The 16,619-nt window shown below is 42.0% G+C and carries 20 protein-coding genes; all 20 read right to left on the bottom strand.

Annotation, left to right across the window (positions count from 1 at the left end):
• Positions 1–7: 7 nt before the first annotated feature.
• The 20 genes from ACDZ28_RS17305 to ACDZ28_RS17210 all read right to left on the bottom strand — a co-directional run bounded on the left by ACDZ28_RS17305 (position 8) and on the right by ACDZ28_RS17210 (position 16,483).
• The gene (locus tag ACDZ28_RS17305; RefSeq protein ID WP_375102358.1) at positions 8–238 is read right to left on the bottom strand and encodes an EsaB/YukD family protein; all 231 of its coding nucleotides are present in this window, start codon (positions 236–238) and stop codon (positions 8–10) included.
• Between the two features lie 17 nt (positions 239–255).
• Entirely contained in the window at positions 256–729 is a 474-nt protein-coding gene (locus ACDZ28_RS17300) for a hypothetical protein (protein WP_375102357.1), read from the bottom strand.
• A gap of 45 nt (positions 730–774) precedes the next feature.
• The gene (locus ACDZ28_RS17295) at positions 775–1,248 is read right to left on the bottom strand and encodes a hypothetical protein (protein ID WP_375102356.1); all 474 of its coding nucleotides are present in this window, start codon (positions 1,246–1,248) and stop codon (positions 775–777) included.
• 1 nt (position 1,249) lies between these two features.
• The gene (locus tag ACDZ28_RS17290; protein ID WP_375102355.1) at positions 1,250–1,465 is read right to left on the bottom strand and encodes a hypothetical protein; all 216 of its coding nucleotides are present in this window, start codon (positions 1,463–1,465) and stop codon (positions 1,250–1,252) included.
• Positions 1,466–1,494: 29 nt separating this feature from the next.
• Complete coding sequence (locus tag ACDZ28_RS17285) at positions 1,495–2,376, bottom strand: hypothetical protein (RefSeq protein WP_042125615.1); 882 nt, start codon at positions 2,374–2,376, stop codon at positions 1,495–1,497.
• The gene (locus ACDZ28_RS17280) at positions 2,373–3,356 is read right to left on the bottom strand and encodes a hypothetical protein (RefSeq protein WP_042125613.1); all 984 of its coding nucleotides are present in this window, start codon (positions 3,354–3,356) and stop codon (positions 2,373–2,375) included. Before ACDZ28_RS17280 ends, ACDZ28_RS17285 begins: the two co-directional genes overlap by 4 nt.
• Positions 3,334–4,806 (bottom strand): CpaF family protein, encoded by a 1,473-nt coding sequence (locus tag ACDZ28_RS17275; protein WP_042125611.1) that lies wholly within the window; start codon positions 4,804–4,806, stop codon positions 3,334–3,336. Before ACDZ28_RS17275 ends, ACDZ28_RS17280 begins: the two co-directional genes overlap by 23 nt.
• 13 nt (positions 4,807–4,819) lie before the next feature.
• Positions 4,820–5,647: a hypothetical protein gene (locus ACDZ28_RS17270; RefSeq protein WP_076119199.1), complete on the bottom strand. Its 828-nt coding sequence runs from the start codon at positions 5,645–5,647 to the stop codon at positions 4,820–4,822.
• Entirely contained in the window at positions 5,626–6,507 is an 882-nt protein-coding gene (locus ACDZ28_RS17265) for a hypothetical protein (RefSeq protein ID WP_042125607.1), read from the bottom strand. The genes ACDZ28_RS17270 and ACDZ28_RS17265 overlap by 22 nt, the downstream gene beginning before the upstream one ends.
• Entirely contained in the window at positions 6,508–7,866 is a 1,359-nt protein-coding gene (locus ACDZ28_RS17260) for a hypothetical protein (RefSeq protein WP_339289878.1), read from the bottom strand.
• A 301-nt stretch (positions 7,867–8,167) separates the two neighbouring features.
• Positions 8,168–9,094, bottom strand: a complete 927-nt coding sequence (locus ACDZ28_RS17255; RefSeq protein WP_042125603.1) for a 5'-3' exonuclease H3TH domain-containing protein — start codon at positions 9,092–9,094, stop codon at positions 8,168–8,170.
• A 256-nt stretch (positions 9,095–9,350) separates the two neighbouring features.
• Complete coding sequence (locus ACDZ28_RS17250; protein WP_042125601.1) at positions 9,351–9,725, bottom strand: arsenate reductase family protein; 375 nt, start codon at positions 9,723–9,725, stop codon at positions 9,351–9,353.
• Positions 9,726–9,815: 90 nt separating this feature from the next.
• Positions 9,816–10,805, bottom strand: a complete 990-nt coding sequence (locus tag ACDZ28_RS17245; RefSeq protein WP_339289876.1) for an RluA family pseudouridine synthase — start codon at positions 10,803–10,805, stop codon at positions 9,816–9,818.
• Between the two features lies 1 nt (position 10,806).
• Entirely contained in the window at positions 10,807–11,373 is a 567-nt protein-coding gene (locus ACDZ28_RS17240) for a cob(I)yrinic acid a,c-diamide adenosyltransferase (protein ID WP_042125597.1), read from the bottom strand.
• Between the two features lie 97 nt (positions 11,374–11,470).
• Positions 11,471–13,144, bottom strand: a complete 1,674-nt coding sequence (locus ACDZ28_RS17235; RefSeq protein ID WP_375102354.1) for an amidohydrolase — start codon at positions 13,142–13,144, stop codon at positions 11,471–11,473.
• A gap of 184 nt (positions 13,145–13,328) precedes the next feature.
• On the bottom strand, positions 13,329–13,517 hold the full coding sequence (locus ACDZ28_RS17230; RefSeq protein ID WP_076120863.1) for an aspartyl-phosphate phosphatase Spo0E family protein: 189 nt from the start codon (positions 13,515–13,517) through the stop codon (positions 13,329–13,331).
• 316 nt (positions 13,518–13,833) lie between these two features.
• Positions 13,834–15,054, bottom strand: a complete 1,221-nt coding sequence (locus ACDZ28_RS17225; RefSeq protein WP_042125591.1) for an aminotransferase class I/II-fold pyridoxal phosphate-dependent enzyme — start codon at positions 15,052–15,054, stop codon at positions 13,834–13,836.
• A gap of 13 nt (positions 15,055–15,067) precedes the next feature.
• Complete coding sequence (locus ACDZ28_RS17220; RefSeq protein WP_042125589.1) at positions 15,068–15,568, bottom strand: Lrp/AsnC family transcriptional regulator; 501 nt, start codon at positions 15,566–15,568, stop codon at positions 15,068–15,070.
• A gap of 260 nt (positions 15,569–15,828) precedes the next feature.
• Positions 15,829–16,218, bottom strand: coding sequence for a spore coat protein (locus ACDZ28_RS17215; protein WP_339289874.1), 390 nt, complete (start codon positions 16,216–16,218; stop codon positions 15,829–15,831).
• Between the two features lie 31 nt (positions 16,219–16,249).
• A complete protein-coding gene (locus ACDZ28_RS17210; RefSeq protein ID WP_042125585.1) occupies positions 16,250–16,483 on the bottom strand; it encodes a hypothetical protein in 234 nt (77 codons plus the stop codon).
• Between the last annotated feature and the right edge of the window lie 136 nt (positions 16,484–16,619).

Raw genomic sequence — 16,619 nt, 5'->3', positions numbered from 1 at the left:
CTCCTTCTCAGATGAGTGTGAGCAGTGCGCCATGGGCTACACCTTCTTGATCCAAAGTCTTGCTATTATTCAGAATTCTCCCGAGCGGTTCTGCCTGAAGTCTAACATCACCGTTCATCTTTACGTGAAGTGAAGAAGCGAGCATAACCAATAGTTCCTCTATAGTCACAAACACCGGAACCTTCAGGTCTATCCTTTGAGCAATACCGGTCTGCAAAGTTACCATGATATAGTCCATTCCGATTGTTCCTTTCATTAATTCTTAACGGAGAGAAGGTATGTTCTTACACTGATCAGCTTATAATCGACATCTTCCCCCGCTGCTTCGGCCAGCTTTAAATATTGTGTTTTAAATTTATAAGTGGATTCGGCCTTGATTTCTACTTTCGTCACCAGTTGTTCTGTTTCGTAATTGGTAACCGAGGAGAAATTTAAAGTGACCTGAAAATCGTTGTATTTGCTGTCATTCGATTTAAATTCAAGTGTATCGCCGTCACTGGTCAGTAATGTTAAGTCCATGGCACTCTCGAAGGCATCCGAGAAATATTCTTTGAACTTCTCTTCATCTATTTCCGCATCTAATCCGCGTAGCGACTCATACTCCAGACTTCGATCCTTTGCCACCCTACATGCGTTATTAATCGCTGTGCTTAGTACTACATTTTCTTTAAACACAAGGGCCATTTCTACCAAAGGCTCAATAATAACCGAAAGAAAAATAACCAACATTATTCCTATAGCAATATTCTTCACCGTCAGTCATTCCTATCAATTCTAATAGTAGTCTAGATCTTTATAATGCTTCAGACCCGTGGTCGTCATGGAGAATCTGACAGGCATCTCACGCTCCACTGGTTTCCCCCAGAGGGTGATTGAAAAAGGATATACCGCTTTGATCTCTACTTGAAGAGACTTCCCTCTCTGTCGGTAAGGTTTATCTGATTCCGGCATCTCATAATAATCGGTTGCATCATCTCCCCCACGGGCATCCTCTTTGTCCTCATTCAAAACTGTAATTTTAATATCATCTGCCTTGTCGCGAAAAATCGGACGTTTCTGCAATCTATCCAGTGCATCCTCATAATCAGAATTCTTCAAATAATTATCACCAGCTACGATCTGTGAGACATTATAGGTTTCAACAACTAGCGTCAAGTACCATGGGAAGAAGAACGCCAGATTCATAAACACCAGAATCATTGCCGTTGTGACAATAGTGATTAGGATTGCTTTTGCTATACTTTGCATCTCATGACTCTGGAAGATCAAAAACATCCTTTATTTTACCAAAAACAGCATCCCAAACATCTCCAACCCAATCAGCTAGAGTACTCCCACTGCTCAAAGAAGTAACTACAACTCCAATCAGAATAATAACACCGACTGTCATCGCAATTTGCTTAATGCCCACTTCACCTTTTTCATCAGCCCAAAACCCCTTGAATTTTTCAATAGTCTCTTTCATCCTAATCTCTCCCTAGAAATAATTTCGAATTATTGAAACAGCTTCATAGAACTCAAAATGGTAAACAAATAATAGATAACGATGTAAATAGCCAGAACAATAATAAGTACTAACTGAATTCTTGCACTGCTGCGCTCCCTGCTCTCAAGTTCCTCTTCCAGTGCCCTGATTCTGAAACCATCCAATTCATTCTTGAGATAAGCCATCTGAGACACATTGTCATACCCCTTTAGTCTGGTTTCCATAATGTCGCAGAATTTGATGATATAGTGCATCGGGATACGTTTCTTCAACTGTTTGAAGGCAAACTCTTCTCCATAATCGATGTTGTCCAGCATTACGCCAAGCTCTTCCGCAATATCCGGATTCGCATTTGGGATATAATCCTTGAGTACATCGGCAAAATGTATATTGACCGACTTTACATACTGGTAATAAACCATGCTGTAAAAAGCCGGGAAATCCAATGAGATATTTTTATTCTTCTTCTCAATAACCTTTTCAAGCTCCACGACCGGATACAACCAGCCCAGCATGATGAAGATGGCAGAAGCGCAGCCTAGCAGAATATTTACCTTTAGAAAAAATAGAGTAACTAGGATCGCGCCTAGCGTGAACATATATTGCTCAGTACGTATTTCCTCAGGTGTTTTTTGAAGATCTAATCTGTCTATTATTTTTTTGAATCTTAGCCTTTCAGCACTTCCCAGCAGGCCTTTGACATATTTCCTAGCAATTCTTCGTTTATATTGATTGAATTTTTCTTGGAAAATAGCATTTTTACGCTGTTTTATGTATTGACGTGCACGTTTTTTCTGTTTTCTGCTTACAGGCTTAAAGAAGGGATACAAGAGGACTTTAATCAAGTAAAGAATGGACAACATAGCGATGAGCTTCATCAGAAATATCATTTGCGCCTACCTCCGGTACCCACGCTCCCTTGAAGCACCTGACTTCGTGCAAAACTCAAGCAGATCACACTAATTAACAGCGTATTAATTAATTTCCCGGCATTGCTCATTAGCATGAATTGCCTGAAATCCTTCACCGTCAATGCATATAAGAAAAATAGCACAATAATTCCAGTTTTAAACATAAAGTCGCGATTCATTTTTCTGAAGATTCGTTCCTTTTTGGTGTTGATTTCACGAAGCACCGCATTTTCATCCACGATATCGAGAAAAATATCTGCCATTCCTCTTCTTTCGTTGTATTCAAAGACGACTGCTTTTTTGGTGAAATTATCAAATTTAGGTCCAAGCTGTCTGTTCAATAGCGTAATTGCTTGCCGAAAGGAGTAACCGTTATTATCACAATTATCTATAAACTGCTGGAAATACGGCCTAAGATTAGCGCTGATATATTCATCGTTCTCCATTACTTTTTTGATGGCTACAAGGACCCCTTCCCGGGCTAACGGGCAAATGATATCCTCGGCATCCATAATATTCTCAAGTCGTTCCGCCTGTATGGCTCTAGACTGCATCACAAAAAAAGTAAGCAATCCTACAAAGATCGAAATGGTGATTACAACCGAAAGCGTAATACTCTCCATAACAAGAACGACAAGCAGCGCTATAATAGCGAAACAAATGCAGAGCATAGAGGTAAAGCTTTCTAATGTAAAAGGCATATTAAAATCAAGAATTAGCCCTTCTACTAAGCGATTGTATTTCGCATAAATATTCTCCTTCTGCCTGACGATTCTCTCTTTCTTGATACGGTCCACATATCGCTTCGTATTGTATTTGCCTAAATACTCTGCGAGGGTATCAATGACATCGAGAATATATCTTAATGAGCCTTGGAAGAATCTCACTTCAAAAATAGCATTAATAAGCACAAATCCTGCCGTTCCCAAAAGAAGACTAATGATTAAAGTTGTATTCATCGAATTCGTACACCTCTGTTTCATCCTCCGTAGGATCCTTAGTAAAAAATTCAAATCTGCTCTTCTTTATTCCGGCCTTCAGCATAAGCTGCTGCACCTTCGCGGATATTTTCCCTACCCGCAAATGTCTTCCAACAATCTTGACGACCTTCTTGCCATCCACCATCTCTTCAATAACATCATCACAATCGAACCTGTAAATTTGATTAATCAGCGGATTCAGATCTTCCGACCCCAGAACTTCCGATATGGAGGTAACCTTACGGGTGCCATCCGCTAGCTTCTCTTGGAAAATCACGAATTTTACCGCACTGCATATATTTCGAAGTGCAAGTTCCGCAGGTTCGCTAGATGCCATAAGATACGCGGTTAAAAACCGATAAATCGCTTCCTTGTCTCCTTCAGCATGGAGTGTAGAGAAAAAATAATGACCTGTTTGGGCTGCTCGGAGTGCCGTTGCGAATTCACCGGGTGTCCGAAGTTCCCCTGGCCCTATCCAGTGTGGTGACTGCCTCATAGCGTTAATAAGCAAATTCTCCATGGTCGCCGGGCTTGAATCATCATCATCAGGTACAGATTCATACTGAAGGACGTCATTCAATACTCTACCGTGTTCACTACCGTCTTCTCGTTGAATTAATCGCATCTCTGAAGGATTCTCGATCGTTATAATTCTGGAAAGAGGATTGATCTCCTTAACCAAAATTTCATTAAGTGTTGTTTTCCCACTTCCTGTAGGTCCCACCGTGATCCACGATAAGTCTGACTTTGGGATCAATGACAACAATTTATACATGTTAGAAGAGAATGATTTATTCTCGATCAGCATTTTCGGAACAATACTTTTCTTACTGAACTTTCGAATTACAAAAGCAGGCTGATCGTAAGGTGATATATCTGCATGCGTTGCGTTTACCCGATACCCTTCAATCGTTCTGGCATTAACCATGGGAATTTTAGGGATTAAGCGTACCTTAGACACGCCAATAAGTTTGGAGATGATTCTTTCCATATGATCACGATCTGTGAAATGCTGATCCCACTGTATGCTTCTGCCGCCGCTTTCCACAAAGATTTGATCTGGACCATTCGCTCTAATCTCATCAATGGATGGATCCTCCATCGCTTTGGTAATCGGACCATAATGCGTGATTTCATTCGTAAGCGCGTTCTTCAACTGGGTTAAATCATGATATCCTTCGACAGATGGCTTCTGAGCGTCTACAAATTCATTGATATATGCTTTCGTCATTTCACGTTTACGGGCAGGGTCATTCTCGCGCCTGTAAGCATGTGTGGTTATTTTGGTAATATACTTTTGGCACAATTCCAAAGCCTCTTCAAAGCTGATCGTCGTATACTTATTGGTCAATTCCTCCATACTTTCCTTGGGACCCACCTGATGTAGTACTTTTTGCTGCATATCACTTATTTTCCCGCGTGTCAGCAATTTACTCTCCCCTTTACTGATCCGCCAACTGATCCGCCAGTTTTTGAATCTCTTTTTTGAAATATTTATTGATTAGGGGGTTATCCTTTATGTACAGCCTTCCCTCATGTGCACGAACCACCGCATCCTTCACTAGCGGTAATACGGTCACGATATTAAAGCCCATATCCTTCATCACCTTATAATCAAATTCAATATTCTGAAAATTCATAAGGACTACACTAGTGAATTTCGCTGTACTGACTCCCACTGATTTGGCGTAGTCCAGCAGCTTTACCATATTGATTGTGGCTTCCATTCGCTCTGTTGCTGTAAAAAAGCCGATATGGCAATATTTCATGGCTCCGAGACAGAATTCGAGCGGTGGATTGTTGGGAATATCGATCAGTACGATATCAAACATTTGTTTAAGTGTAGTAATGACGCGCTCTAAATTCTCAAACTCAAAATCAAAGTATTCTTCCATTAAGTCTTGCGGGCTCGGAGATAAAAGAAACAGTTTATCGTATTTGGTCTGCTGTAATTCATCCCTGAAATCTACCTTATCGCTTTTCAAAACCTTGATTAGACCATTCCCCTTCTTCTGTGTAGGCACATCCAGAAATTGATATAAGTTCGGATAGAATACTTTCAAATCAACTACACAGGTATTCAACCCCTTTTGTGAAATAAGATAAGCTAAGTTACTGATAAGCATCGCATTATCAACACCATCGCAAGCGGGAATAAATCCAACTACACTATAAATTAGGTTGTTCTCTTGAAGCTCTGCACCGACAAGATCTTTGGATGATATTTTCTGAAAAATACTATCGAGCCCTAATCCTCTTCGCTTATCCACGATTCCACCTCATTCTCCAACGTGGGTAATTGATCAATGATGACATCACTATCTTTTCTGCTCAGAATTGTAATTAAAAATGAATTCCCGTTTAACCCTTTATACTTGGCATAGTTATTAATTTGTTCGCTGGTTCCTTCTAGAAGCAAAGCTTTAGGTTGAATGTTCTTCAAAAAATCTTTACTTTTCATAACATCCTGTTTCTTCTGTGAATTCAGCTTTTGAACCTCTTTATAAACCTCATAAATGGAATGACTGCTAGAGTTGAGCATATCCTTTACAATAATGCTATCGAACAACACTTCTGTCTTTTTGATCGTATTAGTTGACTCTGAATAAATAGTATTAGGGTTGCTACCCACTGCACTTTTCTCGTCAACCTCATAAGAAACCCGGATACGAACGCGGTCACCAGGCATTAGGATATCGCCCCCTACCTCAAGGAAATTGTACGGGAGTGTCAACACCTCATTCTCTTCGTTAACCTGATACAGCCATTCATTTTGTTTAGGTTTCTCATCGATTAATTGATCTTTATAAAGCACGCTGTTTCCTCGAATATAATAGGCGGTAAGCTTTCCCTTTACAGAATCCAAATCCTCAGATAACAGCATATCTTCTGTGTATTCTTTTTTGATGATCTGGTATTTCTCAACCGTATTGTCTGAGATCATAACGAAGGCAGGAATGCCCTCATTCGATTTCACTCGCAACACTTCAACGACATCATTGGCATCCTTACTAGCCTTTGTCATAACCATATAAGAGATTACAATGATCAATATGCTAAAGAGCAATGCTGCGACTCGTTTGAACATATGTCTGTTCGGAGTCTTACTCTTAATCCCGCTCAAATCCATTTAACTTACTCCCTCCAGTAATCGTAGAAGTATGTTTCCGTAGGTCCTTTCATGGTCTGTGCCCGTGTATACAAGCGGTACGTCACTTTCGATTTGCGAATCAAAATCATTGTTATACGAGACATAACCTGCTACTTTCATTTCATATGTAAAACTTTCTAGTAAACCCGATGCCATAATCTCGCTTACTCTGTCTGGTGTGAATATATCTCCTTGAAACCGTGATCTATCATTGTATTTGGTAACGATTACCTTTGATTTCGCGTTCAAATAAGCCGCTTTCTCCTTATCAAGGGTACCTTCAACGTTCTTTAACGTACTCAAAACAGAGTAGAGATTATTAGGGATGCACATACCAAAGCTATCAATATGAATCATTACATCACCAAACTTTTCCAATAAATGAAGTGGCATATCCAATAATATTAAATTGAACTTATTTCTCAGTAAGGATACAAGACCGACTAGCTTCGAACTATTATAAAATTGCTCTATCAGCCTCGGATCAGTGAAGCTGTAGCCAAGCCCTGCCATCCAAAGATTGTCTTTCACATGAAAAGCTGTTGTCATATAATCCTGCGGCCTAGCCAGTGTTCGAATTAATGAAGCGTTAATCCCTTCATCCCTTTTAGAACGTTCGTGAAAGCTGCTGAAGTACATGTTGGTGCTGCGATATTCGATATCCATATCTAGAACCAAAACACTTAATCCCCGTTTGCTAGCTTCACTCGCCACGTTGATTGTTGTACTCGTTATTCCGCAACCTCTGTGGCCAGTGATCGCAACAATTCGGCTAATCCCTCGACTGACCTTATCCAGCTCTTTTGTAAGATTATCCGTAGCCTGAAATTCAGGTAGGGACTTGGGTTTTGGTTTAAACCGATCCAGAAATGATCCTTTTTTCTCCGTACTACTTTTATTCCCCTTATTCTCCAGGCTTCTAGCGGTTTCTACACTGCTTTTACTGTCGGATAAATGCTCCACAGCCTCACGGAAAACAGCGGGTGGTATTCGTATGTATTCGCAAATCTTAATTTGGAGATTCGAGTATCTATTGATTGCACTCTCTAGCTCCGCCTCTTGTTTGAAGTTCCTCGTGAGAACCAAAATCTTTACATCTAACCTTCGATTAGCTATCAGCCAATTTACAAGATCGTTTAAGTCATTCTTGTTTTGCTCAGTTCTCACTGACAAAGCCTCATCTGTTATCAATATGCTGTCTACAATTGGATTAGTATCCTCCAAATAATGCAGTACCTCACTTAGTGTTAAATCTGTGTCATTTACGATATCTATGGTCCGCTTAAAGTAGTTGACTATTATTTTTTGAAATTTGTGCGTGACCAAAAGAACCTTCATCTCATCACCTACTGCAATTTTATTCTTTTATGCTATCATAGTAATATTTTTACAACAGTGCATAAATAACCAATTTATTTACTATATTTGATCTATAATTTCTCCATTCTTCTATTTAACATAAGGAAAAATTAAACAAATATGTTCATTAAGAAACATTAAAATGTATTTTCGATAAACAAAGACATTTTATTACAATATATGATAAATAATCACCTATAAAAAAAGCAGGCCAAGGATGATAACCTTGACCTGCCATTATGTTTATTCACATTTTTATGAGAAGAGAACTCTTCTTTCCTTAACCCAAATCGCCTAACTCAATCTGGACAATTCCCCGCTCGTCCTGCACCTCAGCAATCAAATGCATCAAGCTGCCGAACTCTAGCTCCTGAAATTTGCGCGCGGCTGTTTCCCGTTGAAGCTGCCACAAGGCTTCCGTCAACTCGCAGACCACCGGTACATCGCAACGGATTTCAGCTAGCTCTCTCGATAAATGCAGCATATCCAAATCTGCTTCAATTTTGGTACGCACACCCTTAGGAAGCAGATGCAGATTCTCAATTACACCTTCAACTGTGCCGTATTCGGTCAGCAGCTTCAGTGCAGTCTTCTCACCAATCCCTTTTACTCCAGGATAGTTGTCACTGGTATCTCCCATGAAGCCCTTCAGGTCAATCACCTGTCTAGGAGTAAGACCCTTTTCCTCCAGCAGCTCTGCAAGATCATACACTTTATAGTTAGAGCGGCCCTTTTTCATAATTACGACCTTAACGTTCTCATCAATGAGCTGAAGCATATCATGGTCACCCGTCAAAATATATACCTCAGAATTTTCACTGTAACAAGAAGCCAGTGTACCAATGCAATCATCCGCCTCATAGCCTGCAAGACCAATATTCGGAACGCCTAGCTCAGCTACTACATCTTTTACGAGATCAAACTGCGGAATCAGCTCTAACGGCGCTTCAATCCGATTCGATTTGTACCCATCGTATTTCTCGGTGCGGAACGTTCCTTTGCCCATATCCCAGCAGCATACGACATGAGAAGGCTCAAATGTACTTACCGCATCGAAAAAATACTGTAAAAAACCATACACTGCATTCGTCGGTAATCCAGCTTTTGTCTTGCGAATATATCCTCCATAAGAGGTCGCATAAAAGGCCCGGAACAGCAGAGCCATTCCATCTACAAGCATTACACGGCCCTTTGTTTCTGCTCTCATGTATAAACCTCTCCTTTAATCGTTCTATTCATATTACGCATTTGTCCAAGCTATTGCACAAAGAGTATTCTATCAGAAAAAGCCTGATCTGATAAGGGATCATAAAGTTACACATATGGGAGCTTATTCATATCTCTTAAAATAACATAAAAGACCATGGCTCTCAAAATGAGAATCATGGTCTTTTGTTGTTTAATTAAAGACAATTATTCCATAGGGAGCATACGGTCGAGAATGGGGACATCCCTTTACGGGATTATGCCTTGGAGGTATTGGTCCAAGCTTCAGCATATTGATCTTCTTTAAATCCTACTGTAACTTTAACTCCATCGGTGACAATCGGACGTTTATTCAGCATACCATGGCTAGCAAGCAGCTCTAGCTTCTCCTGCTCACTAAGCTGTGCCATTTTGTCCTTAAGACCTAATGCTTTATAGACTTCACCGCTTGTATTAAAAAACTTTTTCAGTTCAAGACCGCTATTGGCCAGCAATTCACGTAATTCTTCAACTGTAGGTGGCTGTTCTGCGATGTGCTGAAGCTCCAGCTCATGACCTTGAGCTTGTAGCCATTTCACCGCGCTGCGGCAGGTGCTGCATTTAGGATATTGATATACTTTTAGTTTGCTCATGTTGTTCTCCTTTAATTGTCGGCTAATAATTCTTAACTACGGGGAATGTTCGGACTTCCCCTGCATTACTTCATAGCCTGAGTATTAATCTTACCTCAAATTCACTATCGGTCCTTGCTCCAATATCTCCTCCAAGGCCGCCATATCAGGCGGCAAAGGAGCTTCAAAGATCATTTCCTGCAATAGCACTGGGTGCTTGAACGTTAGACGTACCGCATGCAGAGCTTGACGAGGGATAGATGCATCTAGTGCTACAACGGACTCCAACTGTTCGCTTTGAGTTGAAGTCAAATCCGGTAGATTATACAGCTCATGACGATACATGCTGTCACCAATCAAAGGACAGCCGATCGAGGTCATATGGACCCGAATCTGATGCGTACGACCACTCTCCAGCTTCAGTTCAACTTTTGATCCTTGTGTATATACAGCCTTAACTTCGTAACGAGTCAGAGAAGGATATCCATCCGGTGTCACGATACGCCGATGCGGCTCCTCAGGATCACGATCAATAGGTCCGTCAATATCACCGAAAGGCTTGGTAGGGACGCCATGAACAAAAGCAGCATAACGTTTGTCCACAGTGCCGGCAATCATCTGCTCGGAAATATGCTGATGACTATATGGATTCTTGGCGATGACTAACACACCGGAGGTTTCCTGGTCCAGACGATGGACAGGTCGAAAGCGGAACCGTTCATTTTTTTGCGCCCAATAATGAACTACTCCGTTAGCCAGTGTATCGGTGTAATGTCCATGCGTGGGATGTACAATAATACCTGCAGCTTTGTTTACAACAAGCAGATGCTCATCTTCAAATAGAATTTCAAAGGGAATCGGTTGCGGTAAAATATCATCCGAAGTCTCTGTTTCCATGCGAATCTGTACAATATCGCCTGCTTTAACACGTACGCTGATATAAACACGCTCTCCGTTTAATGTAATCCCTTGTTCTGTTTGCTTAAGGCGCGACAACAATTTGCGTGAGACATCCATCCGTTTATGCAGGATCGTCTTCAACAGCCAGTCATCCTCTTCAGGCGGTATGATGTAAGTAATAGGTGAATAATAGCTTGTCATATTAGTCCCGGAACACCTTTTTACTGCGAATATATTCTACATCAGTAATTCCTGCCCGTGTATTAGCCGTTCTAGCCAGCGCAAAGAAATAATCCGATAACCGGTTCAAATAAATAACCGCTTCCGGGTTAATGTCCGCATTTCGTCCAAGTGTAACTGCCCGACGCTCCGCCCGGCGGCAAACCGTACGGCACACATGTAGAACCGAAGCTAGAGGACTGCCCCCAGGGAGGATGAATTTTTCTAGTGGCGGATTCTCTGCTTGAAGATCATCAATCCAGCCCTCCAGCCGTTTAGCCATCTCGCTTGTTACCATATATTGACCACCCTCACCCAGCTTAATAAAAGCCAGATCGGTTCCACAATCGAATAGTTCATGCTGGATTTCCAGCAGCTGCTCGCGTACATCGTCAAACTGATCGTCCTCCATCAGGCTCCGCGCCTGCCCTACAAAGCAATTCAGTTCATCGATGGTTCCGTAGGCTTCAACTCGGACATCGTCCTTACCAACCCGGCCGCCGATCACTGAAGTTTGACCCGCGTCACCTGTACGTGTATAAATCACCAAGGCTTGTTCCTCCTATCCATTCTTCAAATCACATAATGCTAGTTTAAGCTTTCTTATATAAAATTGGCAAATGAAGAATATAGTTAGTAATCGACATCTATACCAAATTGTTTTTAAAGAGCGTAAGGCCATTATTATAGACAATCCGCCCGTCAATCAACGTACCTAGAATAGAAATATCTTTAATGTGAAGCGGATCAACAGATGTTGGATCTTCTGCTACTATAGCAAAATCAGCTCGCTTGCCAAGCTCAATCGTTCCTACCTCATCTTCTTCAAAAATCAGTTGTGCCCCGTAAGATGTCATTGCCCGCAGAGCCGTGACTACATCGATTCGCTGCTCCGGACCGAGGATTTTGCCATCGCTAGTTAACCGATTTACGGCTACCCATACTGAGAACAAAGGGGAGATAGGGGTTACTGGATCATCTGAATGAAGCGTAAATAACACGTTATGCTTTGCCGCTTCTGCCAAGGGATTGACTCTTCGCCCCCGCTCCGGTCCTAGAAAAATCTTTTCATGACGGTCACCCCAGTAATACACATGATTGATAAAAAAAGAGGCTGCGACACCTAAGTCATGCATTCGGATCAGATCTTCAGTAGTTGCTGTCTGGGCATGCTCAATCCGGTGACGATGATCGGGACGCGGATTTTCTAGAATTGCCTGCTCAAAGGCATCCAAAATCGAACCTATTGCGCGGTCTCCATTCCCATGAATCGCAATACGAAAGCCTCTATCATGCAAGTCTTTCACTTCAGCGTCTAATTCTTCCTGAGCATGGATGAGATTACCTGACACATCCGGATCATTGAAATACGGCTCACGAAGCGCTCCGGTTAATCCTTGAATAGAACCATCCTGGAACATTTTAGCACTATCTAATGAAGCACGGCCACCTGATCGTTTGCGAATATACGCATCCACTTCATTCGCAGTCATTGAACCCATTTGGCTGCCTTCTCGAAGCCTATCACTCGCGATCATCAATTTCATATGCATAGGTAGTCGCTCTTGTTCAATGGCCTTGAAACACAATTCCAAATCATCTATCTCATTGGTCACTCCAATCTTCGCATCTGTATTCGTTGTAATCCCCTGCGATAAATAAGACAACGACTCTTCACTTATTAACGAAAGAAGCTCCTGCTCACTAGGCTCTGGAGCATAAGCACCAACCGCTTGCGCCGTCCCTTCGTAGAGAACTCCATTAAGATGACCCTCCTCGTCCCTACCAAAGCTTCCACCTTCGGGATCAAGGGCTTGCTCATCAACACCTGCCAGTTCCAGAGCTAGAGAGTTAGCAACTCCCAAATGACCGGAAATATGATAAATGATCACTGGATGATCTGGAGCCGCTTCATCAAGTTCTTTTTTGGTAGGATGTCTCATCTCTGATAAGGCAGTATCGTCATATCCAAAACCCACAATCCAGTTTCCTTTCTCTACACTTAAAGCTTTTTGTTTGATACGGAACTGAATATCGGAAATATCACGATTAGGCGGACTTTTACAATCCAGATATTGTCTGAGCATAATAGCGCTGATCATGTGATTATGAGTATCTATAAATCCAGGAAGCAAGGTCGCGCCCTGTAGATCAATACACTGGGTTCTTTCAGTAATATTCACTTCACTTGAGGATGGCCTCTGTTCTAACCAAATCCCCGTAATTCTTCCGTTCGTAACACCTACAGATCCAGCCTTCTTATTTTCCCCATCTAAGGTCAACACATTTGCATTCACAATCAACAAATCCAAATCAATCATAACAAAAAACCTCCTTCATACCTCTCAGCTAGGAACTATAGTGGGAATTACCCCGTTCACCCGCCGTAGGAATCTACTTTAAAACATATTCTCTCCAATTCCGTCTGCAATATTGCGATGTGTGAGCTTAAAAGGAACAACAAAAAGAGGACCCTAAGGTCCTCTTCATCAGCATGTTGCGACGTTATTTTCCAACTGGACGCCCCTTCATGTATTCATTTATCTTGAGATCCAGTAAACTGCTAATTTCAATCACATTATCTGAAGTGAATGATTTTTCCTGCAAAAAAAGTTGCTCCATCTTGGTACGGAGTATTCTAATTTCATCTTCCAGAGAGAGTATGCGAGCAGATGCATCACCCTTGGGGGACAGTTTCCCACTTCCAGAAAAACATTGCCCTCCATAGGAAGGTAAGTAATAATCGGCATTAAGCACAATCATCCCTCCTAAAAGTTTGTACAGCGTTGCTTCTCGTAAGAGCTTTGTACAAAACTCGCTTTAGAAGCATAAGCCTAAAAGTATTATTAAACGCGTGCCACAAAATATCATCAAAGTATAAAAATTAACTTCAAAGCAACGCTTAATTCCAGAGTAAAATACATCCTTGTTAGTTCTATTATAGGGGCTAATTACTCTCAAAGTAAAATAATACCATAGGATTATGAGATAGGCTATAGTCCAATTTTCTCTATTCCATTCTCTCTCGTTCCAATTGTGTGACAAAAGCACCAATGCGTTCTATCGCTTCATTCAGTTGAGATACTGACGTGGCATATGAGCAGCGTAGGTATCCTTCACCACCTAATCCAAAGACACTTCCAGGTACAGCTGCTACCTTATATTCAAGCAACAGACGCTGTGCAAATTGATCAGAAGTCAGTCCCGTTTTGCGCACGCTTGGAAAAGCATAAAATGCACCCTGCGGTTCATGGCACTCCAGTCCGGCATCACGCAGACCTTTAACAATCAGCCTCCGCCGTTGGTTATACGAATCAACCATTCGGTCTTTTTCTTCCATCCCATTCGTCAGTGCCTCAAGTGCTGCTACCTGACCCATAGAAGGAGCACACATCACAGTATACTGGTGAATCTTAAGCATAGCGGAGATTAAATCAGGGTGACCACAAGCATAACCCATTCTCCATCCAGTCATAGCAAAAGCCTTGGAGAAGCCGCTGACCAGAATCGTACGGTCCATCATACCTGGCAATGAAGCAAAGCTGACATGATTAATTCCATAAGTCAATTCTGCATAAATCTCGTCTGAAATTACAATAAGATCATGCTTCTCAACAACCTTGGCGATCGGCTCCCAATCCTCTAGGGTCATAACACTTCCCGTTGGGTTACTCGGGTAGCACAGAATCAGAACTTTAGAGCGTGAAGTAATCTTCGCTTCCAAACTCTCCGCAGTAAGCTTAAAGTTATTCTCTCCAGTCGTTTCAATGCCTACAGGAATTCCCCCGCCAATAGCCGTTATCGGGGAATAGGAAATATAGCAAGGCTCTGGTATAAGAATTTCATCACCTGGCGTGATCAAAGCGCGCAAAGCCAGATCAATGGCCTCACTTCCGCCGACCGTTGCTATAATTTGATTCGCAGGATCATATTCCACTGCAAAACGGGTGTGTAAATAATTCGCAATGCCCTCCCGCAGTTCAGGCATACCTGCATTGGATGTATAACCTGTAAACCCTCTTTCCAGCGAATAGACACAAGCTTCTCTGACATGCCAAGGGGTCTTAAAATCAGGCTCCCCGACTCCAAGTGATATGATATCCTTGCTGCCTGCTGCCAGATCAAAAAACTTGCGAATACCCGAAGGCTGAATCTGCTGTACTAGCGGGGCCAAATAAGAATTCATTGATTTGCTGTCTTCTTCAGTTAGCTGTGTTTTATTCGTGATCATATGATTACTTCCTTTATGGAGAGATCATCAGACGGTTGTCTTCCTCATGCTCCTCGAAGATGATCCCATCCTGTTTGTATTTTTTAAGGGTAAAGTTCGTTTTTGTGGAGAGTACTGAATCGATTGGAGACAGCTTCTCAGAAACAAAGTTGGCCACTTCCCGTAAGTTTCTTCCTTCCACTTCTACTAGAAGATCGTAAGCACCTGACATGAGGTAAACGGATTTCACTTGTGGATACAGGTAGATTCTCTCCGCAATACCTTCGAATCCGCGGCCTCGTTCGGGTGTAATCTGCACCTCGATCAGCGCAGTAACCTTCTCATCATCCACTTTATCCCAGTTTACAACGGCGGCATACTTAACAATTACATGGTCTTTCTCTAATTGCCCAATCGCCGTCTTCACGTCTTCTTCTTCCTCACCAAGCAGCGTAGCTAAGAGTGCAGTAGATCTTCTCGCGTCCTCTTTAAGCAGTTCCAGCACTTTCCTCTTTAGTTCGTTCATTTCCTTCATGCCTTCCCTCCGGATAGTTCGCAAATGACGTTGCGCTATTCATGCGTCGCCCCGCGAAAAGAGTTTAATACTAATATGACATGAATTGAGCATCTCTGCAAACAAAATAACCCCATATGATGTCCGCATAGAAGACTGTGTTTACTCAGCTAAATGGATTTATATACAAAAAACGCCTGTTTATACTGGATCCCTCCGGTATAAACAGGCGTCATTCTTAAAACGATGAGACAGGATGCTTCATCCGATAACCAACTTGGTTACATTAAATGAGACGGTTGATGTTGCCCATTCGAATGAAGATGCGCGTTCGTATTGTGAGCAAAGGATCCAGCTTGTCCGGTTTTTTGCTGAACAAATTGTCCGGCTTTTTGCTGCAATTGCTGTGCAGTTTGGAGCTGCTTGTCTACATCTTGGCGCAATGCTTTTGCAGGTGCAGGATACATATTCAGTTGGGACATCTGCGTATAAAGCTCGCCCTGAAGTCGAAGCGTGTTCATGGTCATGTCGTTAAACACCCGACGAACCGCTGGACATGCTGATTCTGTAGCGGCGGTCGCATATTCACGGACCGTCCGCTTCAAGTCACACAAAATGGTGTTCATCAAATCCTCATCTGGCATAAATGCTGCTGAATTTTGTGCGTTCATAAAATAACCTCCTTAAGATTTAATAATGCATTTATTGTGGGCTTGTAGGCGCATATTGCTGATGTTGCTGGATTAACTGAGTAAGTGTAGTCATGTGTTGTGTATGGTTTTGCATGTGCTCCATACAAATTCGACGAACCTGCTCATTCTGTGTTGTCGCAGCTGTGGCCGCGCATTGCTTGAGGAGCAAATCCTCGTTGGAAATGGAGTCGGCAATATATTCCAGTTCTTTTCCGCTTAATGCCTGCATTTGATTTGATTGCATGTGTTGTAGTCCCTCCTTGTAGTTGATCCAAACAGGCTTTAGTATACCGCCAACACACACCATTTATTTGCCCGAGAGCATTAGAGAGATATGACAAAAATAAGAACATGCTGCGAATGAGACGGTAATATGCCGC

Source organism: Paenibacillus sp. RS8 (assembly GCF_041956825.1).
Classification (GTDB): Bacteria; Bacillota; Bacilli; order Paenibacillales; family Paenibacillaceae; genus Paenibacillus_AQ.
Note: the sequence above shows the minus strand (reverse complement) of the source record. Positions and strands in the feature narration are given on the sequence as shown.